Below are 24709 nucleotides of genomic sequence, written 5' to 3'. Positions count from 1 at the left end.
CGGAAACACTACAGATTCGTTGTCCTGCGGAACTTCTGGCGTTTCACCCATAGGATCGGCGGAGTGACCGATCGAAACGTGCTTGGGGGGCCGCTGGAAGAGTGCGGCACCGATCCTCTCACGGGCTTCTACCGGGACGGCTGCTGCAGCACCGGTCCGGAGGATCTCGGCAGCCACACCGTGTGCACCGTGGTGACGGCGGAATTCCTGGAACATCAGGCATCCATCGGCAACGACCTCAGCACCCCGCGCCCGGAGAACAACTTTCCCGGCCTGCAGCCGGGCGACCGCTGGTGCGTGGTTGCGGTCCGGTGGCTGCACGCCCATGAGGACGGTGTCGCCGCGCCGGTGGTCCTGGCCGCGACCCATGAGAATGCCCTCGAGGTCATCTCGATGGACATCCTGCGCAAATACGCCGTCGACGTCCCCGACGACGTCAGCGACCTGCTGTAGACGCTCACGCGCGGCGGAGCCGCGGGGAGTTCGACGAGCTGCGGAGCCGGTGGGCTTTCTGACGGCAGGCCGGGGAACAGTAGCGAGCCGGTCTGCCGACCGCCGGCCGGCGGACCGGTGCCCGGCAGACGGGGCACGGCGCCGGGCTTTCGCTACTTCTCACCGTTTCGTCACGGTCGGTTTTCGCGAGTTCCGTTACGGCTGAGGACGGGGTCCGCAGGGCGTCGAGGATGAGCGCGACGGCGGGTGCGACGGGCTCGCCGGTCTGCCGATGCCGTTGGATCGCAACACATCCGGTGAAGATGTCCAGCACGTCGGTGACGGTCACCTCCGCGCGGACCGCGCCTTGACGCTGGGCCGCGACGAGCAGTGCACCGACCGCACGGTGGAAACGCTCGCCCGCGCCACGAAGCAGCGCGCGAGGCCAGCCGTCGTCGGATTGCACCAGGTCGCACAGGTCTTTGTTGCCCGGCGTCGTCACGATCACATGGGTGCACAGGGCGAAGAAGGCCGCGCCGGGGTCCGGATCGGTCAGGTGTTCGGCGGCCAGCGCCGCCAGTCCGTCGACCCGCTCCTGCACGACCGCTTCCAGCAGCGCGGTTTTCGTGGGGAAATGGCGGTGGACAGTGCCCGCGCCGACACCGGCGCGGCGAGCCACCTCCATCAGCGAGACGCTGGTGCCGCGTTCGGCCAGGGCGCGCTGGGCGGCCGCCAGGATCAGCGCCCGGTTTCGGCGTGCGTCGGCCCGGACCGCTGGTTCCGTGCCGTCTGGGACCGTCATTTCGTTACGCCTTCCCCACTTCGGACGTGGCATACCCGGTCGTCGCGCCCGTACCGTCCGCAATACGGGTCGACCGACCCGATTGTAGACACAGGATCGATCACGAAACGGAGCTCCTCCGCCATGACGTCAGCACTTCCCGTCCTGATCACCGGCGCGACCGGCAAGCAGGGTGGTGTCACCGCCCGCAGGCTGCTCGCCGACGGCCACCGGGTTCGCGCGCTCGTGCGTGACCCGCATTCCCCCGCCGCTCGCGCCCTGGCCGAGGTGGGTGCCGACCTGGTCGTCGGCGACTTCGACGACCCCACCTCGCTGCGCGCCGCGGCGAAGGGCACTCGGGCCGTATTCCTCATCCCGCCTGCCGACTACGGGCCGAGCGGGTGGACCGCGGGCGACGAAGCCCGCCGCGGTATCGCCATGATCGAGGCGGCCCGCGCTGCCGAAGTCGACCAGATCGTGTTCTCCGGAATCGCCACCATGGGCCCGGCCGAGTCGTGGGGGCAGGAGGGCAAGCGCCGGATCGAGGACGCGATCCGTGCGGCGGGGTTGCGCTACACCCTGTTGCGGCCGGTGCGGTTCATGGAGAACTATCTGATGCACGGCTCACCGGTGGACGGCATCCGGGCAGGTGGGGAGCACCGTCACCTGTTCCCGGCCGACCGTCCGTTGCAGATGATCGCGCTCGACGACATCGCCGCCTTCGCCGCGCTCGCGTTCGCGGACCCGGACGGTTGGTACGGTCGCGAACTCGAGCTGGCGGGCGAGGCGATCACCCCCTCCGAAGCGGCCGCCGCCATCTCTGTCGCCATCGGCCGCCCGATCCACTACCGCGAGGTCTCGGAAGCCGAGGCCGAGGCGATCGGCCCCCAGCTCGCCAACACCTGGCGGCTCATCCGCGAAACCGGTGGCTGGCACGCCGATCCGGCAGCCTTGCGCGCCCTTCATCCAGGCCTGACGAGCCTGCCGGACTGGCTGGCCCGCGGCGGCGCCGAACGCATCGCCGCCCAGATGGACGTGACGACGTGATCGTCAGGCCGGCGCGGACGCCTCGACGGGCGCGGCGGAGCGGGTGAGCCGCTGGGAGATCACCTGGGTGATGCCGTCGCCGCGCATACTCACGCCGTAGAGGGCGTCGGCGATCTCCATGGTCGGCTTCTGGTGGGTGATGACGATCAGCTGGCTCTTCTCCCGCAGCTGTTCGAACAGGCCGATGAGGCGGCGCAGGTTGGTGTCGTCCAGGGCGGCCTCCACCTCGTCCATCACATAGAACGGGGACGGGCGGGCGCGGAAGATGGCGACCAGCAGCGCCACGGCGGTCAGTGACTTCTCGCCACCGGAGAGCAGCGACAGCCGCTTGACCTTCTTGCCCGGCGGCCGGGCCTCGACCTCGATGCCGGTGGTGAGCATGTCCGACGGGTCGGTGAGCACGAGTCGGCCCTCGCCGCCGGGGAACAGTTTGGCGAACACCCCGACGAACTCGCGTTCCACATCGGCGTAGGCCTCGGTGAACACCTGCAGGATGCGGGCGTCGACCTCGGCGACCACATCCAGGAGGTCCTTGCGGGCGTTCTTGACGTCCTCGAGCTGGGTGGCCAGGAAGTTGTAGCGTTCCTCGAGCGCCGCGAATTCTTCCAGTGCGAGCGGATTGACCTTGCCGAGGGTGGCGAGGTCCTTCTCGGCGCGTTTGGCGCGGCGCTCCTGGGTGGCGCGGTCGTAGGGCATCGGCTGCGGCGCGGTGACCTGCTCGCCGCGCTCCTTGGCGTCCTCGTATTCCTGCATCTCCAGCGCCGACGGCGGCAGCGGCACATCGGGACCGTATTCGGCGACCAGATCGGCCAGCGCGATGCCGAACTGCTCGGAGATGGTGGTCTCGAGCTGTTCGATGCGCAGCGCCGCTTGGGCTTTGGCCACCTCGTCGCGGTGTACGGCGTCGGTGAGCTGGGCCAGTTGGGTGTTGAGGGCGCGTGCCCGTTCCTTGACCTGCTCCACGGCCGACGCGACTTCCCCACGGCGCCGGACCAATTCGTCGCGCCGGGCGGCGGCCGAGGCCACCACCTGCTCGAGTTCCTTCGCGATCTTGGCACCGGACTCGGCCACCGCCGCCGCGACGGCGGCCGCCTGCCTACGCGCGGCCTGCGCCCGCTCGGCCCGCGCCCGCGCCTCCCGCTCGGCACGTGCGGCGCGACGCAACGAATCCGCTTTGCCCCGAACGGATTCCGCCCGCTCCTCAGCGGTGCGCACCGCCAGCCGTGCCTCGACCTCCATGGTCCGTGCCTCGGCGAGCGCGGCGGCAGCTTCCTCGCGGGCCCGTCCGGCGGTCTCCGTCCCGGCGGTGCCATAGCTGTCGTCGCTGTCGTCGTGCTCGGTTTCGGCGTGGCGCAGCCGGTCCTCGAGCTCGGCGAGGGAGGCGAGGGACTTCTCCCTGGTCGCTTCGGCCTCGGCGCGCTGGGCGGTGAGTCGTTCGCCCTCGGTCTGCGCGGCGCGCGCGGTCTGCCCCACCCGGGCGAGCCGGTCGTAGATGGCCAGCAGCGCCTGATCGGATTCGTGCAGCGCCATCAGCGCGTGGTCGGCTGCCTCTTTGCGATCGGTCTGCTCGGCGAGCGCACCCGCCAGCGCGGCCTCGAGCTCCTCGGCCCGGCGCTGCGCGGCAGCCAATTCGGCGGTGGCGGCGTCGATGTCGGCCTGGATCTCGAGCTGACTCGGCATCCGCTCGGAACCACCGACGATCCAGCCCGACCCGGCCAGATCACCGTCACGGGTGACGACCCGCAGTTCCGGTCGCTCAGCGGCCAGCGCCGTGGCAGCTGCCAGATCGTCAACGACGACAACACCTGCGGTGAGCGCGGCCAACGCGGACCGCACCTGCGCGGCACCGTCGACGACATCAGCGAGCCACCTGGCCCCTCCGGGCAGCGGCGCACGCTCAGCGTCTGCCGAGAGCGCACGACCTCGACCCGACCCCACCGAACTACTCCCGGCATCGGCGGGAGCGCGCTTCGCAGGCTGCTCCGTTCCCCGCGAGCCACTCCCGGCATCGGCAGAGGCGCGCGCCGCAACGTCCGCACCCGGCAAGCCACTCCCGGCATCGGCAGAGGCGCGCGTCACAGCCTCGCCCGCCGACGAGCCGCTCTCAGCAGCGGACGAGGCCGAACTCGCGGCGGCGAAGACGAATGCCACCCGACCGCCGTCACCCGCTCGCAGCTCGCGCACAGCCGCATCGGCGGCCGCGGCGGTGTCGGCGGTGATCGCGTCGGCCAGCGGGCCGAGCAAGGCGGCGAGGGCGGCTTCGAATCCCGCTTCCACGCGCAGCAGCCCCGACAGCCGGTCGCCGACGCCACTCACCCCGTGTTCGAGCAGCCAGGCGGCACCGTCCTTGCGGGCCAGGTTCATCTCGAGTGCTTCGATGCGCGCCCCGAGCCGGGCGACGAGCTTGCTCGCCTCGCGGTCCTGTTCGCGCAGTTCACGCACCCGCTCGTCGGCCAATTCCAAAGCGGCGACGGCGTGTTCGTGCTGGGCGTCGAGCCCCTTCTCCCCCGCGTCGAGATCGCCGAGTTCGTCCTGCACGGTGTCGTATTCGGCCTGGGCGGCCTCGCCGCGGTGCCGCGCGTCGGCGATGGCGACCGACAGCCGCGCGATCTCGGCGTCGACAGACTGCGCCCGGGTGCGCAGGTTCTCCACCTGACCCGACAGCCTGGCCAGCCCTTCGCGGCGGTCGGCGATGGCCCGCACGGCGGCCAGGTGCGCCTGTTCGGCGGCTTTGGCGGCGTGTTCGCGATCGGCCAGCGCTTCCCGCGCGGCCTCGAGTGTTTCGGCGGCCATTTCCACGGCGTAGCGCAGTTCGGCTTCCTCGGCCTCGATCCGGTCTGCCTCGGCCTCGAGCTGCTCGGGGTCGCGGCCGGTGCCCACGGGTGCCTCGGTGTGCAGGTTGCGGGCGCGATCGGCGGCGATGCGGATGGTCGCGTTGACGCGTTCGGCCAGCGCGGAGAGCTGGAACCAGGTCTGCGCGGCCGCCTCGGCGCTCGGGCTCAGCCGCGACAACTGGAACTCCTGCTGCGCGAGCGCGGCATTGGCGGCGTCGAGTTCGGACTGCACATTGATCTGCTGCTCGCGCGCGTAGGCCTCTTTGCTCAGCTGCGACTCGAGTTCGCCGCGCCGCGTCACCAGGTCGTCGGCGGCCAGGCGCAGCCGGGCATCGCGCAGGTCTGCCTGCACGGTCTGGGCGCGACGGGCCACCTCGGCCTGCCTGCTGAGCGGTTTGAGCTGGCGGCGCAGTTCGGTGGTGAGGTCGGTGAGGCGGGCGAGATTGGCCTGCATCGCATCGAGCTTGCGGACCGCCTTCTCCTTGCGCCTGCGGTGCTTCAGCACGCCCGCGGCCTCTTCGACGAACGCGCGCCGGTCCTCTGGCCGCGACTCGAGAATCGCCGACAGCTGACCCTGCCCGACGATCACGTGCATCTCACGCCCGATACCGGAGTCCGACAGCAGTTCCTGCACGTCCATCAGGCGGCAACTGCTGCCGTTGATCTCGTATTCGCCCGCGCCGTCACGGAACATGCGGCGGGTGATGGACACCTCGGCGTAGTCGATGGGCAGCGCGCCGTCGGAGTTGTCGATCGTCAGCGTCACCTCGGCACGCCCGAGGGCGGCACGTCCGCTGGTTCCGGCGAAGATGACGTCCTGCATCTTGCCGCCGCGCAGCGCCTTGGCGCCCTGCTCGCCCATCACCCAGGTGAGCGCGTCGACGACATTGGACTTGCCCGACCCGTTGGGCCCGACGACACAGGTGATGCCGGGTTCGAAGCGCAACGTGGTTGCGGACGCGAAAGACTTGAACCCTTTCAGCGTCAAGCTCTTCAGATGCAACGCCACCCGCCTCTCCGGGAGTTCTGGCCAGACCTAGGTGCGAGAGGGCAAGACACGCGGCCTGCGGTTGGAACATCGCACCGGGCTGTGTTGCCGCCCGTGTGCTCGCGTGAGCCTATCCGATCGCCGTCGTGGCGCCGTGAACCTCCGGCCGGTAGGCGGACGAAGGGTTGACATTACACAGTGGAGGGTGGACGCTTGGTACCAGCAGATCACTGTGTTTGGTGAACGAGAGGTTGTCGGTATGGACATCACCCCCGGCACGCGCGCGTCCGATGCCGAGCGCAATGCGATCGTGTCCCAGCTGAGCACTCATCTGGCCGACGGCAGACTCGATCTGGCCGAGTACGACCTGCGCGTCGCGAAGGTCTACGCGACCACCACCCGCGACGACCTCGCCCTCGTCCTTTCGGACCTTCCTGCCCTGCCGGACAAGCAACCCACCACCCCGCCGAAGCAGGCACCGCGCATCCCCGTGTGGCAGCGCATCGAAGCGGGCAGCTGGCTCGGTGTGAGCATCATCGTGCTGGTCATCTGGGGCCTGATCTCGCTGACCGCAGGCGAACTCACCTACTTCTGGCCGATGTGGGTGATCGGCCCATGGGGCGCGGTCCTGCTGTTCCGCGTGGTCACCGGCTGGGAGGCCCAGCCGGGCTCGGCCACCCACCTGCGTCAGCTACAGAAGCAGATGAAGCACATCAACCCGCACTAGAGGATGGCGAAGGCTACTACCAGGCCGAGGGCGAAGTGGGCGGCGGCCACGACGAGGACCTCGGGGGTGTAGGTGTCGGCGTGCAGGGTGCGGCCGATGTCGATGCCGGTGACCTTCTCGACCACGCGCACCGAGATCACCTGCGCGACGATGCCGACCAGACCGAACACGACCGCCGTGATCAGCCCCTGCGTCAGTTTGGCGCCCGGATCGGTGGCCAGCACCGCGAACACGACGATGAACGCCATGCTGATCATGCCCGCTGCCGAGACGATGATCGCGTTGGGCTTGCCCGCGATCACCAGGTCGCGCAGCTTGCCGGGGGTGGTCAGGTCGATGGCGAAGAAGCCGATCAGCATCAGGATCAGGCCGATCAGGCAGTACAGGATGATGGCGCCGACGCCTTCACCGAGCGCACTCCAATAACCCGATTCCAGGGCGAGGGCGGTCATCGTGGTCCTTTCGAAACAGTGTTGTGGTCAGTCGACGATGCGGTGCGGGACGAACGCGGCGCCGTCATCGGTGATGAGGCCCGCGGTCTCGCGGATACCGAGCCCGGCGGCGTTGTCACCGACGACCCACGCCCCGAGCACGGGACGCATGCCGTCGAATTCCGGGAGCGGGTCGAGCAATTGGTAGACGAAGCCCTCGGCGCCGTACACCCCACCGGTCGCGGTCTCCATGCCGGGACCGACGATGGTCATGTTGGCGCCTTCACGGCCGAGCTTGGGTTTGCGGATGTATTCGGTGAGCTCGTGCGGGTCGTCGAGGTAGGCGGGCAACAGGTTCGGGTGGCCGGGATACATCTCCCACAGGATCGCCAGCAGCGCCTTGTTGCTCAGCAGGGTGGTCCACAGTGGTTCGATCCAGGCGGTCTGCGGGATGCTCGCGACGACGCGTTTGCCGAAGTCGTCGTCGAGGATCCATTCCCAGGGGTAGAGCTTGAAGACCGATTCGATGGGCGCCTCGGCGAGGTCGACGAACCGGCCGAGTTCGGTGTCGAAACCGACCTCCTCGATCGGCAGCGCGACGGTGTCGAAGCCCGCCTCGGCGGCGGTTTCCTGCATGTAGGCGGTGGTGACGTTGTCCTCACCGGTGGCGTCGGCGCCCGACCAGGTGAAGTGCAGTTCGGTGCCGGGCAGTACGTCACGCAGCTCGCCCCAGCGCTCCACCAGCTTCTCGTGCAGTGAATTCCATTGGTCCCCACCGGGATACACCTGCTGCAACCAGTGCCATTGGATGATGGCGGCTTCGAGCAGCGAGGTGGGGGTGTCGGCGTTGTACTCGAGCAGTTTGGCTGGGCGGCGCGCGTCATAGCGCAGGTCGAACCGGCCGTACACGTAAGGGTCGCTGCGGCGCCAGGATTCGGCGATCGGGCCCCAACTCCATTCCGGCAGACCGAAATCGGCGTACCGCTCGGTGAGAACCACGTGTTCGGCCGCGTGCAGACACATCGACTGCAGCAGTTCCACATCGGCTTCCAGCGCGAGGATCTCGTCCATCGAGAACTCGTAGTGCACCGATTCGTCCCAGTAGGGCCGCGGCTGGCCGCTGGCATCGCGGCCGGGCACGCCGTAGACGAGCCCCTGGCTTTCGATGATCTGCTGCCAGCCCGGCCGTGGCGTACTCGCGACACGTCGCACTAGGAACCACTCCCGCCGGACTTGCTGCCCAGGCCACCGCGCTGAACGGTGGTGCCGGACTTGGTCTTGATCTCGGCGTTGCGCGGTTTCACCGTGGTGCCCCCGCTCGGCGGCCGGCCGATGGTGGCGTTGCCGCCGTAGTGGTAGCGGTACTGCGGCCACCCGAGCAGGATCAGGCTGCCCATGCCACCGGAGTTGTCGCTGCGGAAGTTGGTCTTGCCGTCGCCGCAGTGCTCGTCCGGAACGACGACCTCCTGGCCGTTCTGGTCGATCTGCACGCAGGAGGCGGTGACCTGTTCGGGGGCGTTGACCGCCCGGTAGGCGAGGTAGCCGCCGCCGACGAGGGCCGCGACTCCGACCACGGCGACACCGCCGATCATCACCCGTTTCCTGGTGCGGCGCTTGGCTTCCGCGGCTTCGGCGGCGGCGCGTTCGGCCTGCTCGGCCTGTTTGCGTGCCTTCTCGCGCGCCCGTGCCTCGGCGACCGTCGGCGGGCGGGGCTGGGTGCGGCCCGGTTCCTGCCTGGCCATTCGGCCGGGACGTGGTTGCGGCGGTTGTTGCGGTGGCGGCGGCCAGGTGGGCGGCGTGCCCGCGGGTTGTTCCGGCGGGGTCGGGCCCGCTCCGGAGTCGGGCGGGGTCCAGGGCGAGGATCCGCCTGGCTGGTCCGGCTGGTCGGGCGAACCAGGGTTGTGTGTGCTCACTGCCGCCTAACCCCCGAAGTCACTTCTACCGCTCCTCGAATCCGGTCATGTCACCGCGCGCGGGCTCCCAGCTTTCCACAACCAGGTCGACCCGCCCAGGCGCCTTGCCGGACCGTAGCAGCTCCAGCAGCTTCTCGCCCGAGCTTCGTTGTCCCTCGGCCACCACGTGGACCCGTCCGTCGGCGTGGTTGCGCGCGTACCCGGTGAGGCCGAGCTCCAGTGCGCGCGAGCGTGTCCACCAGCGGAAACCCACACCCTGGACGTACCCGTGGACCCACGCGGACAGTCGGACAGGTTCGGTCACAACGGCTCCTCGAAGTCAGGCGTCGATGTCGAAGTTCAAGGTCACCTTGGTGCCCGCCTTGAGTGTGCGACCGACGGTGCACACCTTGTCGACGGCGCGCTGCACGGTGACCAGCAGTCGTTCGCGGGCCTCTTCGTCGAGTTCGGACAGATCGAGCTCGAACACCTCGTCGAGCTGCGGGTACAGCTCGTTCTCGCGGTCGGCGTCGCCGGAGACGCGGATGGTCGCGTCGAAGTCGTCGCCGAGGCGACGCGAGAGCGGCAGGTCGGAACTGAGCCCGGTGCACGCGGCGAGGGCGATCTTCAGCAGCTCACCGGGGGTGAACGCGCCGGGCACACCCTGCGAGGCGATCAGCACCTCGGCGCCACGGTTGCTGCGTCCGGTGTAGGCCCGCGTGCCGGTGCGCTCGACCCATAGTTCGACGGGCGCGGTGATCACGGGTGCATTCTGCTCAACTGACATGGGCCTGATCCTGCCATCCTCGTGGGGAACAACTCACGCCTGGGAACGTCGGCGCCTCGATCGTCATTCCGGTGAGTGACGCCGCGCACTACCCCACTGAGGCAAGTCCGGTTTCGAAAGGCACAGGTGCGGCGCCGCGGCCATGCGCTCGGCTCAAGGCCGGACTCCTGCGCCGCGCCTGGGCGAACCGTGTCACTGATGGAAACGGTAGCCCATCCCAGGCTCGGTGAGCAGGTGGCGGGGGTGGGCGGGGTCGTCCTCGAGTTTGCGGCGCAGCTGGGCGAGATAGACCCGCAGGTAGTGGGTTTCGGTGGCATACGCCGGGCCCCACACCTCGCGCAGTAATTCCTTGCGGCCCACCAGTTTTCCGCGATGGCGGACCAGCATCTCGAGCATCCCCCATTCGGTGGGGGTCAGGTGGACGGGCGTGCCGTTCTTGGTGACCTGTTTGGTGGCAAGGTCGACGGTGAAGGAATCGGTGACAACCACCGGTTCCGCCTCGTCGGCCGCCCCCGCACCGCGCCGGACCGCCGCCCGCAGCCGGGCCAGCAGTTCGTCCATCCCGAACGGCTTGGTGACGTAGTCGTCGGCGCCCGCGTCGAGCGCCTCCACCTTGTCGGCCGAATCGGTGCGCGCCGAGAGCACGATCACCGGTGCCGAGGTCCACCCGCGCAGCCCGGCGAGCACCTCGATCCCGTCCAGATCGGGCAGGCCCAGGTCGAGGATCACCACGTGCGGTTGCTTCTCCGCGGCCACGCGCAACGCGGCGGCGCCGTTGCCCGCGGTGAACACCTCGTACCCGCGCACCGACAGGTTGATCCGCAGGGCGCGCACGATCTGCGGTTCGTCGTCGACCACGAGCACGCGGGTGGTGGGCCCGGCCGACCGGGAATCGCCGGGCTGCGGCGCGTCCGTCCCCGATGAGTTGCTCATGTCCTCACTTTCCTCGTCGCACGGCGGGGGCGGTCGAAGCAGACGCACCGGCGGGCAGATCGAGCAGCACTGTCAGTCCGCCGCCTGGCGTTGGTTCGGCGTGGACGGTACCGCCCATGGCCTCGGCGAAACCGCGGACCACCGACAGTCCCAGGCCGACGCCGGTGGTGTTGTCGCGGTCCCCGAGTCGTTGGAACGGTTCGAACAGGTGCTCCTCGCTACCCGCGGGCACGCCCGGCCCGGTGTCGACCACCGCGACGACGACCCGGTCGCCGACGCGGTCAGCGGTCACGCGCACGGGCGTGTCGCGTCCGGCGTGGCGCAGGGCGTTGTCCAGCAGGTTCGCGAGTACTCGTTCGAGCAATCCGCTGTCGGCCGACACCGAGATCTCACCGACCTCCACCGTCACCCGGTCCATCGCCGCACGCCGCAGCCCCCTCGTCCCCATACCCACGCTGACGAGCGCCCGATGTACCGCCTCGTCCAGATACACCTGCCGCGTCTGCGGCGTGACCACCCCGACCGCCAGCCGCGACGAATCGAGCAGGTTGCCGACCAGCGCGGTGAGCTGGTCGACGGATTCCTCGATGGCCTCGAGCAGTTCGCCGGTGTCTTCGGGCGAGAACTCCACGTCGTCGCTGCGCAGACTCGACACCGCCGCCTTGGCCCCGGCCAGCGGGGTGCGCAGGTCGTGGCTCACCGCCGACAGCAACGCGCGTCGCAGCCGGTCGGCTTCGAGCAGTGCGGCCGCCGCCCCGGCCTCTTCGGTGAGGCGCTGCTGACGCACCAAGCCGACGGCCTGGTTCGCCACCGCGTTGAGCACGGGCCGCTCCCCCGGATCGAGCGGATGCCCGGCAAGCAGCAGCACGCCGGTCGCGTCGCCCGCTTCGATCGCGGTCGCCGCGTCGGCGACCCGATGCGGCGGGTCGGCTCCCACCGTAGCGATCACTTCGTCACCGCAGCGCAGGCTCACCGCGCGTTGCCCGTAGACCTCGCGGACCTGTTCGAGCAGACGCGGTAGGTCGGCGCCGTGCAGCACCGCCCCGGCGAACAGGGTGAGCAGCTCGGCCTGGCGAGATGCCTTGCGCGCCTGCCTGGTTCGCTTCGCCGCGAGGTCGACGAGCGCCGCCACCGCCACCGCCACGATCAACAGCACGACCACGGTGACGAAGTTGTCCGGTTCGGCGATGGTGAGGCTGTAGCGCGGCGTGGTGAAGAACCAGTTCAGCAGCAGCCCCGACAGCAGGGCCGAGGCGCTCGCGGGCAGCACCCCACCGAGCAACGCGACCGCGACGACCCCGACGAAGAACATCGCGCTGAGCCCACCGAGTTGCAGATGCCGGTCGAGCACCGCCCAGCAGAGCACGCTCACCAGCGTTGGCACGAGCAGGGCAGCCACCCAGGCGACCACGGGCTGGCGTGTTCGCAGCGGATTGCGCCGGACTCCACGGTTGGCTTCCTCGTGGGTCACCATGTGCACGTCGATCTTGCCGGAGCGTTGCACCACGGTGGAGCCGATGCCCTCGTCGAGCATCCGGGCCCACCGCGAGCGCCGCGAGGTGCCGAGTACCAGCTGTGTGGCGTTGACCTCGCGCGCGAATTCCAGCAGTGCCGTGGGCACGTCGTCGCCGGTGACGGTGTGCAGCGAGGCGCCGAGCGCGGCGGCGAGTTCACGCAGCCGCGCCAGGCGTTGCGTGGATACCCCGGCCAGCCCGTCGCCCCGGACCACGTGCACCACCACGAGTTCCGCGCTGGATTTCGAGGCGATCCGCCCGGCCCGGCGCACCACGGTCTCCGATTCGGGACCACCGGTCACCGCGACGACCACGCGTTCGCGCGCCTCCCACAGCTCGGTGATGTCGTGGTCGGCCCGGTACTTCGCGAGTGCCGCGTCGACCTGATCGGCCAACCACAGCAGCGCGAGTTCGCGCAGGGCCGTGAGGTTTCCGGGCCGGAAGTAGTTCCGCAACGCCGCGTCGACCTTGTCCGCGGCGTAGACGTTGCCGTGGGAAAGCCTGCGCCGCAGCGCTTCCGGTGTCAGATCGACGAGTTCCACCTGGTCCGCCCCGCGCACCACCGCGTCGGGGACGGTCTCGCGCTGTTCGATGCCGGTGATCTGGGCGACCACATCGTTGAGGCTCTCGAGGTGCTGGACGTTCACCGTGGAGATGACGTCGATCCCCGCGTCCAGAATCGCCTCCACGTCCTGCCAGCGTTTCTCGTGCGCACTGCCCGGTGCGTTGGTGTGGGCGAGTTCGTCGACGAGCACCACGGCGGGCTTGCGCGCGAGCACCGCGTCGACGTCGAGCTCGGGCAGTTCGGTGCCTCGGTATCGCACGGCCTTCGGCGGGATCCGCTCGATCCCGTCGAGCAGCTGGGCGGTCTTCGCCCGCCCGTGGGTCTCCACCACGCCCGCGACCACATCGCGGCCACGCTCGAGTCGCCGGTGTGCCTCACCGAGCATGGCGTAGGTCTTGCCGACGCCGGGTGCGGCACCCAGGTAGATGCGTAGTCGACCGCGTTTCACCGGTTCATCATCGCCCGGTGCACCGTCAACAACCCGCAAAGGCGGCGCCTCGGTGCGCTAAGGATCCGTAAGGAATGCCCGTGCCGCCCATCCGAAGGCCTTGACTCGGCTTGGCGCCCCACGGTGGGGCGCGAGGAGGTCGGACATGTCTGTGGTGGTGTTCACGGTGCTCACGGTGGCGGTCTTCGCGCTGCTCGGCCTGATCCAGCGCGGGATGGAGAAGCTGTGATCGCGAATCTGATCGGTCTGGTGCTCGCCGCCGGTGTCGCCGTGTTCATGGTGGCGGCCCTGCTCTTTCCCGAGAGGTTCTAGGTGACCACGACAACAGCGGGGATCGTGTTCCTCGCGGCCCTGGTACTCGCGCTGGCACTGGCACATGTGCCGCTCGGTGACTACATGTACCGGGTGTACAGCGGCGAACGGCATTCCCGTGCCGAGCGGTTGATCTACCGCGCGATCGGCGCGCACCCCGAGGTCGAGCAGACCTGGCCGGTGTACGCCCGCAGTGTGCTGGCTTTCTCGGCCGTCGGTGTGCTCGGCTTGTTCTTCTTCCAGCTGGTCCAGGGCGCGCTGCCGCTGCACCTGAACGATCCGGGCACCGAGATGACGCCGGCGCTGGCGTGGAACACCGCCGTCAGTTTCGTCACCAACACCAACTGGCAGAACTACTCCGGCGAGTCGACCCAGGGTCACCTGGTGCAGATGGCCGGGCTGACCGTGCAGAACTTCGTGTCGGCGGCAGTGGGTATGGCGGTGGCCGTCGCACTGGTCCGTGGTTTCGCCCGCCACCGCACCGGTGAGCTCGGCAATTTCTGGGTCGACCTGGTGCGCGGCACCGTGCGCATCCTGCTGCCGCTCGCGTTCGTCGTCGCGGTCGTGCTGGTGGCCGGCGGGGTGATCCAGAACTTCCACCTGCACGACCAGGTGGCGCAGACACTCGGCGGCGCCGCGCAGACGATCACCGGCGGCCCCGTCGCGAGCCAGGAGGCGATCAAGGAACTCGGTACCAACGGCGGCGGCTTCTACAACGCCAATGCCGCGCACCCGTTCGAGAACCCGACCACGTGGACGAACTTCGTGGAGATCTTCGCCCTGATGCTGATCGCGTTCTCGCTGCCGCGCACCTTCGGGCGCATGGTCGGCAGCACGAAGCAGGGCTACGCGATCGTCGCCGTGATGGGAACCATTGCTCTGGTGAGCGTTTCGTTGCTCAGCGTGTTCCAGTCGCAACACCACGGAACCGTGCCCACCGCCGTCGGTGCGTCGATGGAAGGCGTGGAAACCCGCTTCGGTGTGGCCGATTCGGCCGTGTTCGCCGGGGCGACGACCCTCACCTCGACCGGTGCGGTGAATTCCTTCCACGACTCCTACACCAGCCTCGGTGGCCTGGTGACCATGGTGAACATGCAGCTGGGCGAGGTCGCGCCCGGCGGTGTGGGTTCGGGCCTCTACGGCATGCTGATCCTTGCCGTCATCACGGTGTTCGTCGCGGGCCTGATGGTCGGGCGCACACCGGAATACCTCGGCAAGAAGATCACGCCGCGCGAAATCAAGCTCGCCGCCACATATTTCCTGGTGAGCCCGCTGATCGTGCTGGTCGGCGCCTCGGTCTCGACGGCCCTGCCCGGGCCGCGCGACAGCATGCTCAACAGCGGACCGCACGGCTTGTCGGAAGTGCTGTACGCCTTCACCTCCGCCGCCAACAACAACGGTTCGGCCTTCGCCGGACTGTCCGGCAACACCACCTGGTTCAACACCGCGCTCGGGCTGGCCATGCTGCTCGGCCGGTTCGTCCCGATCATCGTCGTGCTCGCACTGGCCGGTTCACTGGCCGCGCAGGGCCACACACCCGCCTCGGTCGGCACCCTGCCCACCCATCGGCCGCAGTTCGTCGGCCTGGTGGTCGGGGTGACGGTGATCCTGGTCGCGCTCACCTTCCTGCCCGCCCTCGCGCTGGGGCCGCTCGCCGAAGGAATCCACTGATATGACCGTCCCCACCCTCACTCCCCCGCGCGCACCGCGCACCGAGCGGGCCGCCCGCGGCGTTCTCGACCCGACGCTCGTGCGCACGGCGCTGCCCGAGGCGATCCGCAAACTCGACCCGCGCACCCTCTGGAAGAACCCGGTCATGCTGATCGTGGAGATCGGCGCGGCCTGGTCGACCGTGCTGGCGATCACCGAACCGTCGTTCTTCGCCTGGGCCGTCGTCGCCTGGCTGTGGCTCACGGTGGTCTTCGCGAATCTGGCCGAGGCCGTGGCCGAGGGGCGCGGCAAGGCGCAGGCCGAGAGCCTGCGAAAAGCCAAGACCGACACCGTCGCCCGCCGGCTCACCGACTGGACGCCGGGCGCCCCGCTCGTCGAACAGCGGGTCGCCGCACCCGAACTGCGTCGCGGCGACTTCGTGGTGGTGGAGGCCGGCCAGGTGATCCCCGGCGACGGCGATGTGGTCGAGGGCATCGCGTCGGTGGACGAATCCGCGATCACCGGTGAATCGGCACCGGTGATCCGCGAATCCGGTGGCGACCGTTCGGCGGTCACCGGTGGCACCACCGTGCTCTCGGACCGCATCGTCGTCCGTATCACCCAGGAGCCAGGCGCGAGTTTCATCGACAAGATGATCGCCCTGGTGGAAGGCGCGAACCGGCAGCGGACGCCCAACGAGATCGCGCTGAACATCCTGCTGGCCGCGCTGACGATCATCTTCGTGTTCGCGGTCGCGACCTTGCAGCCGTTGGCGATCTTCTCGAAGTCGAACAACCCGGGCGTTGCCGACACCCTGGCGCTCGACGGCGACGGCATCACCGGCATCGTGCTGGTGTCGCTGCTGGTCTGCCTGATCCCCACCACCATCGGCGCGCTGCTCTCGGCCATCGGCATCGCCGGGATGGACCGGCTGGTGCAGCGCAATGTGCTCGCCATGTCCGGACGTGCGGTGGAGGCGGCGGGCGATGTGAACACGCTGCTGCTGGACAAGACCGGAACCATCACGCTCGGTAACCGTCAGGCCGCCGAATTCGTCGCCGTGCCAGGAATTCTCGACGACGAGCTGGCCGATGCGGCGCAGTTGTCGAGCCTGGCCGACGAAACCCCGGAGGGCCGCTCGATCGTCGTCCTCGCCAAGGAGGTGTTCAACCTGCGCGAGCGCGGTGCGGGGGAACTGCCGGGCGCCGTCTGGGTGGAGTTCACCGCCCAGACGCGCATGTCCGGTGTCGACCTGGCCGACGGGCGCCGCTTGCGCAAGGGCGCTGCCGGTGCCGTCGCCGACTGGGTTCGCGCGCAGGGCGGTTCGGTACCGGCCGAAGCGTCCGCCCTCGTCGACGGTATTTCCGCGTCCGGCGGAACACCGCTGATGGTCGGTGAGGTCCACGGCGGCACCGCCCGCGTGCTCGGCGTCGTCCATCTCAAAGACGTGGTCAAACAGGGCATGCGGGAACGCTTCGACGAAATGCGGCGGATGGGGATCCGCACGGTGATGATCACCGGCGACAACCCGTTGACCGCCAAGGCGATCGCCGACGAAGCGGGCGTCGACGACTTCCTCGCCGAGGCGACTCCGGAGGACAAACTCGCCCTCATCAAGAAGGAACAGGACGGAGGCCGCCTCGTCGCGATGACCGGCGACGGCACCAACGATGCCCCCGCGCTGGCCCAGGCCGATGTCGGCGTGGCCATGAACACCGGCACCTCGGCGGCCAAAGAGGCGGGCAACATGGTGGATCTGGATTCGGATCCGACCAAGCTGATCGAGATCGTGGAGATCGGCAAACAGCTGCTCATCACTCGTGGGGCGCTCACCACGTTCTCCATCGCCAACGACATCGCCAAGTACTTCGCGATCATCCCGGCCCTGTTCGTGCCGCTGTTCCCCGGCCTGGACGCGCTGAACATCATGCGGTTGGCCAGCCCGCAGTCGGCGATTCTGTCGGCGGTGATCTTCAACGCGGTCGTCATCGTCGCGCTCATCCCGTTGGCTCTGCGCGGCGTCGGCTACCGGCCGAGCAGCGCGTCGGTCCTGTTGCGCCGCAACCTGACCGTCTACGGGCTGGGCGGCATCATCGTGCCGTTCCTCGGCATCAAAGTCATCGATCTGTTCGTCCGACTCCTTCCCGGGATGGCCTGACATGCGTACTTCGACCTGGTTCCGCCAGCACCTTGCCGCCCTTCGTGCTCTGCTGGTGCTCACCGCGGTCACGGGAATCGCCTACCCGCTGGCGGTTTTCACGATCGCCCAGTTGCCCGGTCTGGATCAGCGAGCCGCCGGATCGCTCGTCGAGCGGGACGGGAGGCTGGTTGGCTCGAGCCTGATCGGGCAGTCGTTCACCGCTGCCGACGGCACCGCCCTCGGGCAGTACTTCCAGAGCCGTCCGTCGGCGGCAGGTGAGGGCTACGACCCGCTCGCCACCGCTGCGAGCAATCTCGGCCCGGAGGACATCGTCGACACGGCGGACCGGATCAGCCTGCTCACCGCCGCCTGCGCGCGTTCTGCGGAGGTCGGTGTCCGTGAGGGGGTCGACGGCCGTCGCCAGTTCTGCACGGAAAGTGGTGTGGGCGCGGTGATCTCGGTGCTGGGTCCGCGCGATGCCGACGGAGACGTGTCGCGGCCGGAACGGGTGGTCAGTGTCAACGAGCCATGTCCGACGCGCCCCTTCACCGCCACCTTCCGTGGTGTCGCGGTGGAATGCGCGCGAACCGGCGAGGACTACTCGACGGGCGTGCTCGTTCCGGTCCTCGGCGACGCACCGGCCCACCCGGTGGTGCCCGCAGACGCGGTGACGGCCAGCGGCAGCGGCCTCGACCCGCACATCTCCCCCGAGTACGCCGCCATCCAGGTCGACCGGGTGGCGCGGGCGCGCGGCATCTCCCCCGAGCAGGTGCGCACCGTACTCACCGAGCACACCCACGGTCGCACGCTGGGCTTTCTCGGTGAACCGCGCGTGAACGTCCTCGAGCTCAATCTCGCACTGGACGAACAGTTCCCGCTGTCGCGCTGAACGGATGCGCCGGGTACCACGGGGGTTCCCGGCGCATCGCCGCGCTATTCGATCACCAGTTCCCAACCCTCGGGCAGGCTCGCGGTGAGTATCTCGGTGCCGCGCACTTCCATATCGATCGTGTCGGTGCCGAGCCGGAAATCGGCCAGGCGGACGATGCCCCACGAGGCGGGGACGCGCGGGCGGACCGTCAGGGTCTTGGCGGGGACGTCCGGGTCGATGCCGACGAAGGAGCGGATCAGCAGCAACGGCGCGGCGCTGGCCCAGGCCTGCGGGGAGCAGGAGGTGGGGTAGGGCACGGGTGCAGCGAAGCGTCCACGGGGGAAACCGCAGAACAGCTCCGGCAGACGGCCGTCGAAAGCCGCTGCCGCGTCGAGCAGCCCGGCCGAGAGCTGGGTGGCCAGTTCGATCGCGCCCGGCACGTGCTGGTACCGCATGAGCCCGGCCACCGCGATGGCCGTGTCGTGCGGCCACACCGAACCGCAGTGGTAGCTCATCGGGTTGTAGGCACCCATGTTGGAAGCCAGTGTGCGCAAACCGAATCCGCAGTCCATCTCCGGCGAGGACAGGTGCCGGATCAGGATCTCGGCGTGCTCGTCGGTGGCGATTCCCGACCACAGGCAGTGCGCCGCGTTGCTGGTTAGCGCGTCGACTTGGCGCTTGTTGCCGTCCAGAGCCACGGCGTACCAACCACACTGGGGTAGCCAGAACTGCTCGGCGAATTTCGTGCGCAAGGCGACGGCGCGTTCGCGCATCTTGCGGGCCAGCGGTTCGTCGTCGAAGGCGTCGGCGAGTTCGGCGCGCGCCAGCAACGCCGCGTAGACGTACCCCTGCACCTCGCACAGCGCGATCGGGGCCTGCGCGAGCTGGCCGCTGGCGAAATTGATGCCGTCGAAGCTGTCTTTCCAACCCTGGTTGATGAGTCCACGGTCGGTGGCGCGCACGTATTCGACGAACCCGTCGTCGTCGCGGTCACCGAAATCGGTGATCCAGCTGATGGCGGCATCGGCGGCGGGCAGCAGGGTGGCGATCGACGCGGGATCGGCCCCCCAGCGCAGACATTCGGCGAGCAGCATCACGAACAGCGGGGTGGCGTCGACCGTGCCGTAGTAGATCTGGCCGCCGAGGACCTGCCCGACCGCCGGGCCACGGCGCATCTCGTGCATGATGCGGCCCGGTTCCTCCTCGACCAGCGGATCCACTGTCTCGCCCTGCAATTCGGCCAGCTGCTGCAGCGTGCCGAGGGCGAGGTCGGTTTCCAGCGGCAGCGACATCCAGGCGGTGAGCAACGAGTCGCGACCGAACAGGGTCATGAACCAGGGCGCGCCCGCCGCGACGAACGGCCGGCCGGTACCGGAATCGCTGTGGATCTGCAGTGCGCCGAGATCGCTTTCGCTGCGCCGCAGTATCCGGTTGAGCATCAGGGAATCGCTGGTGATGTCGGTGGCCGTCGCCCGCCAGGCCTGGATCTTCTTCACTGGTTCGCTCGCCCGGTAGCGTTCGCCCACCGAACCCTGCATCGGCGGGCGCTGGGCCGCGCCTGCGGGCAGGGCCGCGATCTCGGTCTGCCAGCGACCGCCCGCGGGCACGACGATGCGCCAGATCATGGTGCCGGGCAGCACCATCGGTTCCACCGTCGAGGTGAGGGCGAGCCCGCGCGCCAGGTCGGCGCGGTCGTGCAGCAGCAGTTCGCCGTCGGCGGTGGTCATCTCCGCGCGGCGCCCACCCGCCCGACCCTCCTTCACCGAGAACAGGTCGACGAAGTCGGCGTCGACGTGCACCTCGAGCACGACCGCGGTGGCTTCGCGGCTCATGTTCTCGAGGGTGATCACCTCGTGCATACCCTCGGCGACGAGGCGGTCGCGCACCACGAGCAGGGTGCTGTCGGCCATGCCGGCCTGAGGCGGCCTGCGCAGCACGAAACGCGCTGCGAAAGCCTCCGGGCTCAGCACCGACAGCGGCTCGGGCTTCTTGCCGTCGACCAGCAGTTCCCAGCGTGAGATGACCCGCGCGTCACGGAAGAACAAACCCTGCGGTTTTCCCGGCTCCACGTCGCCGAGCCGGTCCGAGAGACAGAAGGTGCCGCCCTCGACCAGGGTCACATTGCCGCCGTGGCCGCCGAGCCCGGCCGGTTCACCCGCGTTCAGCGGAGTCGGGCTCGGCTGCGCGTCGCTGTGGCTCATGCGCGCCCGGTGGTCGCCGCGACGGACGGCATCGCGAAGGCGCTGCCGTATCCGATCGTGGTGCGCGCCAGAATTTCCCGGTACACCTGTTCGTAGCCACGACCCAGGGTGTCGGCGCCGAAGTTCGCCTCCACGTGCGCCCGGCAGGCGGCCGGGTCGTAGGTGGCGACCTCGTGGATCGCGGCGGGCAGTTCGGCGGGATCCTCGCAGATGCGCGCGGTGACACCGTCGACCAGCACTTCGCTCACCGCGCCGCCGCGCAGGGCGACAACCGGTGTGCCACAGACCATTGCCTCGATCATCACCATGCCGAACGGCTCCTCCCAGCGAATGGGGAACAGCAGACACCGAGCTCCGGCCAACAGTTTACGCTTGGCGGTCGCGTCGGCGAGGCCGAATACATGATCGTCCGCGGTGAGCCGCGGGCGCACATATTCCTCGAAGTAGGCCTTTTCCGGCGGTTCGGAGCACTTGCCCGCCAGGATCAGCGGGATACCGGCCTCGTGGGCGGCGTCGAGGGCCAGGTGTGGGCCCTTGTCCATCGAGAAGCGGCCGAGGAACAGCGCGTAGTTGTCCTTCTCCGGCTGGAAGGGCCACTGATCCGGGCGAAGCGCGTTGTGCACGCGACCGGCCCAGCCCAGATCCGGCGCCAGCTCGCGCTGCCGATCACTGATCGCGATCAGCGAGCACTCCTCGCCGAGTTCGCGGTAGTAGCGGTAGCAGTCATCCTGGACGGGGCCGTGGACGGTGACCACGGTCGGCAGGCCGAGATTCGCGTAGGCGGGGGCGTTGAGCGGTCCGGCGAACGTGTGGTCGTGCACCAGGTCGATGCCCTCGGTGTCGGCCAGTCGCTCGATCGCGCGGCGCACGCGCAGCGCGTGGACCACCTCCGGGAACGGGTCACCGAGCCGCTCGGGCACGATCCGGTCCCACAGCGGGACGAAATTCGCTTTGGTACCGGCCTCGCCCGCACCGAACAGGGTGACGTGATGGCCGCGCTCACACAGGGAATCGACCAATTCGGCGACAACAGCTTCCACCCCGCCGTACGCCTTGGGGGGAACATCGAAATACGGTGGCACGACCATCGCAATTCGCAGTGGGCCACCATTGTGCTCGATCGAATAGAGATCAGAACTGGAGAACCCGGTCGGCGACATTGCCGACATATCTGTACTCATGACCTTCCTTCCAGGGACACAACCTCGCAACACTTGCGCGAACAAGAGATGGCCGCCTCGGCGGGGTGGAGACCGAGAGCTTCACCGCCGTCCATGGGGCATGGTTGGCCTGGCCAGGCGCGGAGCGCACCGCTGGGGTGCCCGCCTGATCAGAGGGGCCGTCAAGGAACGTACCCCGCTACCGGAAAGTAAACCAGCATGTTGCTGGTTTTGTTGTACGCGATTCCCTGCCGCGACAGCAGATTCCGCCGTCACGGCCGGTCTACGCCGTACAGAGAATTGTCACGGCCGAGTCGCGCTGCGGACTACCGACGGCCGTAGCGCACTGAGCGACCGATCAGCACACTTCGATTACGGTTCGCATTCTGATCGCCTGGCCAACTCCAGGCAGGCGATGCCACCGAATTCGGCGACGACGAGCCGCCCGTCACCATAGACGAGATAGTCGACGAATTTCGCGGCGAGCGACCCGGCGGGCATGTCGCCGCCCGGGTAGTCGTGGAAGGCGAATTCCACCGAGTAGAACGGGTAGCTGCGGTCGGCCACATGGGTTTTGGTCGCCGGCTGCCCATCGATGGTCACCGCGCGCAGCCCCTCGCCGACGGTCGTCGCCTCGAGGTAGCCCACCGCGCCCGGCGTCGCGGCGACGACCTCGGCCATCTCCCCGGTGGAGCCGACCTCGCAGTGCACAAGTCGCGATCTGCCCGCACAGAATTCGGGCTGGTAGAGCGGGCGCTGCCAGTCGAGCAGGCGGGCTTCGAGGGCGAACCGCGACCCGGATCCGTGCTGGCGATCCACGACGACCACGGGCAGATCCGGACCACCGAGCATTCGCCAGTTGTCGATCTCGCCGCGGAACAGGCGCTGGATCTGTGCGGTCGACAAGTCGGCGATGCCGAGGCCGGGGTGGGTGACCACGGCGAACGGGGCCACCGCGAACGGAGTCTCGAAGAGGTTGGGGAAGGTGTCGCGCTTGGGGCCCTCGCCGATGGCGACGGTGTCGGGTGCGGGCTCGGGTTTGTCCAGCACGCGCAGACCGTCGCTCGTGCCGGCGAAGTCGAACGTGAATCCGGCACCGGAGCAGTGGGTTTCGTAGTTCTTCGCGGCCTCGCGAACCATCTTCTCCATGGCGGTGGAGCCCACGAGGGTGAGGTTGCCGTCGGCACAGTAGCTCGGTTTGGGGTTTGGCCGCACGATCGAGAGAACCAGCTGAACGACCACCACGGCGACCAGAAAGCCGCACAGCGCGAGCATCTTCTTACTCGGCCCGGAGTTGCTCTCTGTCACCGCGACAGAGCCACCCTTGATGCTGCCCTCGACGAACGGAGCTTCCGGTTCACCGGATCCGGTCTCCCGGCGCAGAACCGCGAGAATCTTGTAGTGCTGCCCCCGCTCCAGCGGCACCTTCGGAAGGTCGATGATGCCGCGCGGCTGCGCACGGACGACCTCGTCACGTTGCGCCAGTGCGGAATCGGCGTCGAAATTGTCACGCTGTACACCGTTGGACAGTTCGTTGACCGCGAGCCCGATCACCTTGCGTTCGGGGAAGACCAGATGCAATCCCACCTCGCTGTTGGTGCGCGTCACGTAGTCGTCGTCACCGATGCGCAAGCTGCCCGCGTTCTCGATCCGCACCAGAACCAACGACAGCCGCGCCAGCTGCTCGTTGCCGCCCGCGCCCGTCGTGAGGTTGTGGAGCGCCCCTGCGAGCACCGATTCGGTTTCGCCGGTCACCGGCGTGTCCATCTGTACCCGGTACCCGACGCGTTTGCGACCGACCAGTACGAATTGCAGCAGGAAGGTTGCGGTGGCGACGGCGATACCGAGCACCGACAGCACGATCTCGATCGGAAAGTTCACCAGTCCCCCACACCACTCGTCCGAATCGAGTTGTATCAGAGGAGGACCCGCCGCCCGGCCGCCGACATCAGCTGTTGGGCAAACTTTCACCCACCGGATTCCGCCGTCCAGGCGAGCAGGTCGTCCAGCGGCCACGTGTTGACGACCCGATCGGCCGTCACCCCGTGCGCGACGGCACGTTCGCATCCGTAGCCCTGCCAGGACAATTGGCCCGGTGCATGAGCGTCGGTGTCGATGCTGAAGTAACAGCCGACCTCGACCGCGAGGTCGATCAGCCGCGCGGGCGGGTCGCGGCGTTCGGGGCGGCTGTTGATCTCCACGGCTGTGCCGTACTTGCGGCAGGCCTCGAAGACGAGCTCGGCGTCGAAGCTGGATTCGGGGCGGGTCCCGCGCCCGCCTTCCACGAGCCGGCCGGTGCAGTGGCCGAGCACGTCGACATTCGGGTCGGCCACGGCGTAGACCATGCGTTTGGTCATGGTCGCGCTGTCGTCGCGCAGGTGTGAGTGCACGCTGGCGACCACGATGTCGAGCCGTTCGAGCAGGTCCGCGCGCTGGTCGAGGGTGCCGTCGTCGAGGATGTCGACCTCGATGCCGGTGAGAATGCGGAAGGGGGCGAGTTCGTCGTTGAGTTCGGCGATCACGTCGAGTTGGCGCAGCAACCGTTCGGCGGACAGGCCGTTGGCGACTTTCAGGCGCGGGGAGTGGTCGGTGAGCGCGCAGTACTCGTGGCCGAGTGCGGCGGCCATGCGCATCATCTCGCCGATCGGGCTGCCGCCGTCGGACCAGTCGGAATGGGTGTGCAGGTCACCGCGGAGCACAGTGCGTAGGGGCTCGCCCGCAGGGCCGATGGGTTCCGCGGCCGTGCGCAGGTCGGCCAGGTAGGCGGGGATCTCACCGGCGCAAGCCTGTTCGATGACCGTCGCGGTCTTGGGTCCGATGCCGGGCAGGTCCTGCCAGCTGTGTTCGGCCGCGCGCGAGGATCTTTCGTCCTCCGACAGACCCTCGACGACGTCGGCGGCCCGCCGGTAGGCCTTCACGCGATGGGTCTGGGCGCGCGATCGTTCGAGCCAGAACGCGATCTCGCGCAGGGCGGCCACCGGATCGAGGCCCGTCAT

At 68.8% G+C, this 24709-nt stretch carries 21 protein-coding genes; 8 read left to right on the top strand and 13 right to left on the bottom strand.

Annotated features, from left to right (window positions below; translation table 11 throughout):
- The first annotated feature begins 63 nt into the window (after positions 1–63).
- On the top strand, positions 64–453 hold the full coding sequence (locus AB0F86_RS00910) for a DUF2237 domain-containing protein (RefSeq protein WP_019048221.1): 390 nt from the start codon (positions 64–66) through the stop codon (positions 451–453).
- A 4-nt stretch (positions 454–457) separates the two neighbouring features.
- On the opposite strand, the gene AB0F86_RS00905 is transcribed toward AB0F86_RS00910, so the two are convergent.
- A complete protein-coding gene (locus tag AB0F86_RS00905; RefSeq protein WP_356986262.1) occupies positions 458–1234 on the bottom strand; it encodes a helix-turn-helix domain-containing protein in 777 nt (258 codons plus the stop codon).
- A gap of 123 nt (positions 1235–1357) precedes the next feature.
- Here AB0F86_RS00905 and AB0F86_RS00900 point away from each other — a divergent pair, with 123 nt between their 5' ends.
- Positions 1358–2260: an NmrA/HSCARG family protein gene (locus tag AB0F86_RS00900; protein ID WP_356986264.1), complete on the top strand. Its 903-nt coding sequence runs from the start codon at positions 1358–1360 to the stop codon at positions 2258–2260.
- A gap of 3 nt (positions 2261–2263) precedes the next feature.
- Here AB0F86_RS00900 and AB0F86_RS00895 read toward each other — a convergent pair whose 3' ends face one another.
- Complete coding sequence (locus AB0F86_RS00895; protein WP_356986445.1) at positions 2264–6097, bottom strand: AAA family ATPase; 3834 nt, start codon at positions 6095–6097, stop codon at positions 2264–2266.
- A gap of 244 nt (positions 6098–6341) precedes the next feature.
- Between AB0F86_RS00895 and AB0F86_RS00890 the strand changes: the two genes are divergently transcribed.
- On the top strand, positions 6342–6809 hold the full coding sequence (locus AB0F86_RS00890; RefSeq protein WP_356986266.1) for a DUF1707 domain-containing protein: 468 nt from the start codon (positions 6342–6344) through the stop codon (positions 6807–6809).
- Here the strand turns inward: AB0F86_RS00890 and AB0F86_RS00885 are convergent.
- The 7 genes from AB0F86_RS00885 to AB0F86_RS00855 form a co-directional block, all read right to left on the bottom strand.
- Positions 6806–7261 (bottom strand): DUF350 domain-containing protein, encoded by a 456-nt coding sequence (locus AB0F86_RS00885; protein WP_067636770.1) that lies wholly within the window; start codon positions 7259–7261, stop codon positions 6806–6808. The two genes, AB0F86_RS00890 and AB0F86_RS00885, sit on opposite strands and share 4 nt — an antisense overlap.
- Positions 7262–7288: 27 nt before the next feature.
- Positions 7289–8452 (bottom strand): glutathionylspermidine synthase family protein, encoded by a 1164-nt coding sequence (locus AB0F86_RS00880; RefSeq protein ID WP_181700897.1) that lies wholly within the window; start codon positions 8450–8452, stop codon positions 7289–7291.
- The gene (locus tag AB0F86_RS00875) at positions 8452–9153 is read right to left on the bottom strand and encodes a hypothetical protein (RefSeq protein ID WP_356986268.1); all 702 of its coding nucleotides are present in this window, start codon (positions 9151–9153) and stop codon (positions 8452–8454) included. The genes AB0F86_RS00880 and AB0F86_RS00875 overlap by 1 nt, the downstream gene beginning before the upstream one ends.
- Positions 9154–9178: 25 nt before the next feature.
- A complete protein-coding gene (locus AB0F86_RS00870) occupies positions 9179–9457 on the bottom strand; it encodes an acylphosphatase (protein WP_225279174.1) in 279 nt (92 codons plus the stop codon).
- 15 nt (positions 9458–9472) lie between these two features.
- Positions 9473–9919 carry an OsmC family protein gene (locus AB0F86_RS00865; RefSeq protein ID WP_356986270.1) on the bottom strand — a complete coding sequence of 149 codons (447 nt, stop codon included), beginning with the start codon at positions 9917–9919 and terminating at the stop codon, positions 9473–9475.
- Between the two features lie 192 nt (positions 9920–10111).
- Complete coding sequence (locus AB0F86_RS00860; protein WP_225279173.1) at positions 10112–10852, bottom strand: response regulator; 741 nt, start codon at positions 10850–10852, stop codon at positions 10112–10114.
- Positions 10853–10856: 4 nt separating this feature from the next.
- Positions 10857–13379, bottom strand: coding sequence for a sensor histidine kinase KdpD (locus AB0F86_RS00855; RefSeq protein ID WP_356986272.1), 2523 nt, complete (start codon positions 13377–13379; stop codon positions 10857–10859).
- A 100-nt stretch (positions 13380–13479) separates the two neighbouring features.
- Here AB0F86_RS00855 and AB0F86_RS00850 point away from each other — a divergent pair, with 100 nt between their 5' ends.
- The 5 genes from AB0F86_RS00850 to AB0F86_RS00830 are packed head-to-tail and all read left to right on the top strand — an operon-like array spanning position 13480 to position 18370.
- The gene (locus AB0F86_RS00850; protein ID WP_255495634.1) at positions 13480–13608 is read left to right on the top strand and encodes a hypothetical protein; all 129 of its coding nucleotides are present in this window, start codon (positions 13480–13482) and stop codon (positions 13606–13608) included.
- Positions 13605–13691 (top strand): potassium-transporting ATPase subunit F, encoded by an 87-nt coding sequence (locus AB0F86_RS00845; protein ID WP_356986447.1) that lies wholly within the window; start codon positions 13605–13607, stop codon positions 13689–13691. The genes AB0F86_RS00850 and AB0F86_RS00845 overlap by 4 nt, the downstream gene beginning before the upstream one ends.
- Positions 13692–15362: a potassium-transporting ATPase subunit KdpA gene (kdpA, locus tag AB0F86_RS00840; RefSeq protein WP_356986274.1), complete on the top strand. Its 1671-nt coding sequence runs from the start codon at positions 13692–13694 to the stop codon at positions 15360–15362.
- A 1-nt stretch (position 15363) separates the two neighbouring features.
- Positions 15364–17499 carry a potassium-transporting ATPase subunit KdpB gene (gene kdpB / locus AB0F86_RS00835; RefSeq protein WP_356986275.1) on the top strand — a complete coding sequence of 712 codons (2136 nt, stop codon included), beginning with the start codon at positions 15364–15366 and terminating at the stop codon, positions 17497–17499.
- A 1-nt stretch (position 17500) separates the two neighbouring features.
- Positions 17501–18370: a potassium-transporting ATPase subunit C gene (locus tag AB0F86_RS00830; protein ID WP_356986277.1), complete on the top strand. Its 870-nt coding sequence runs from the start codon at positions 17501–17503 to the stop codon at positions 18368–18370.
- Between the two features lie 44 nt (positions 18371–18414).
- On the opposite strand, the gene AB0F86_RS00825 is transcribed toward AB0F86_RS00830, so the two are convergent.
- The 4 genes from AB0F86_RS00825 to AB0F86_RS00810 form a co-directional block, all read right to left on the bottom strand.
- On the bottom strand, positions 18415–20553 hold the full coding sequence (locus tag AB0F86_RS00825) for a glycogen debranching N-terminal domain-containing protein (RefSeq protein WP_225279168.1): 2139 nt from the start codon (positions 20551–20553) through the stop codon (positions 18415–18417).
- Positions 20550–21713: a glycosyltransferase family 4 protein gene (locus AB0F86_RS00820; RefSeq protein WP_181698473.1), complete on the bottom strand. Its 1164-nt coding sequence runs from the start codon at positions 21711–21713 to the stop codon at positions 20550–20552. The genes AB0F86_RS00825 and AB0F86_RS00820 overlap by 4 nt, the downstream gene beginning before the upstream one ends.
- A gap of 372 nt (positions 21714–22085) precedes the next feature.
- Complete coding sequence (locus AB0F86_RS00815) at positions 22086–23594, bottom strand: substrate-binding domain-containing protein (protein ID WP_356986279.1); 1509 nt, start codon at positions 23592–23594, stop codon at positions 22086–22088.
- A gap of 86 nt (positions 23595–23680) precedes the next feature.
- Positions 23681–24709 (bottom strand): PHP domain-containing protein, encoded by a 1029-nt coding sequence (locus AB0F86_RS00810; protein WP_356986281.1) that lies wholly within the window; start codon positions 24707–24709, stop codon positions 23681–23683.

The sequence above is a fragment of the Nocardia sp. NPDC023733 genome (genome assembly GCF_040639775.1).
Classification (GTDB): domain Bacteria; phylum Actinomycetota; class Actinomycetes; order Mycobacteriales; family Mycobacteriaceae; genus Nocardia; species Nocardia rosealba.
Note: the sequence above shows the minus strand (reverse complement) of the source record. Positions and strands in the feature narration are given on the sequence as shown.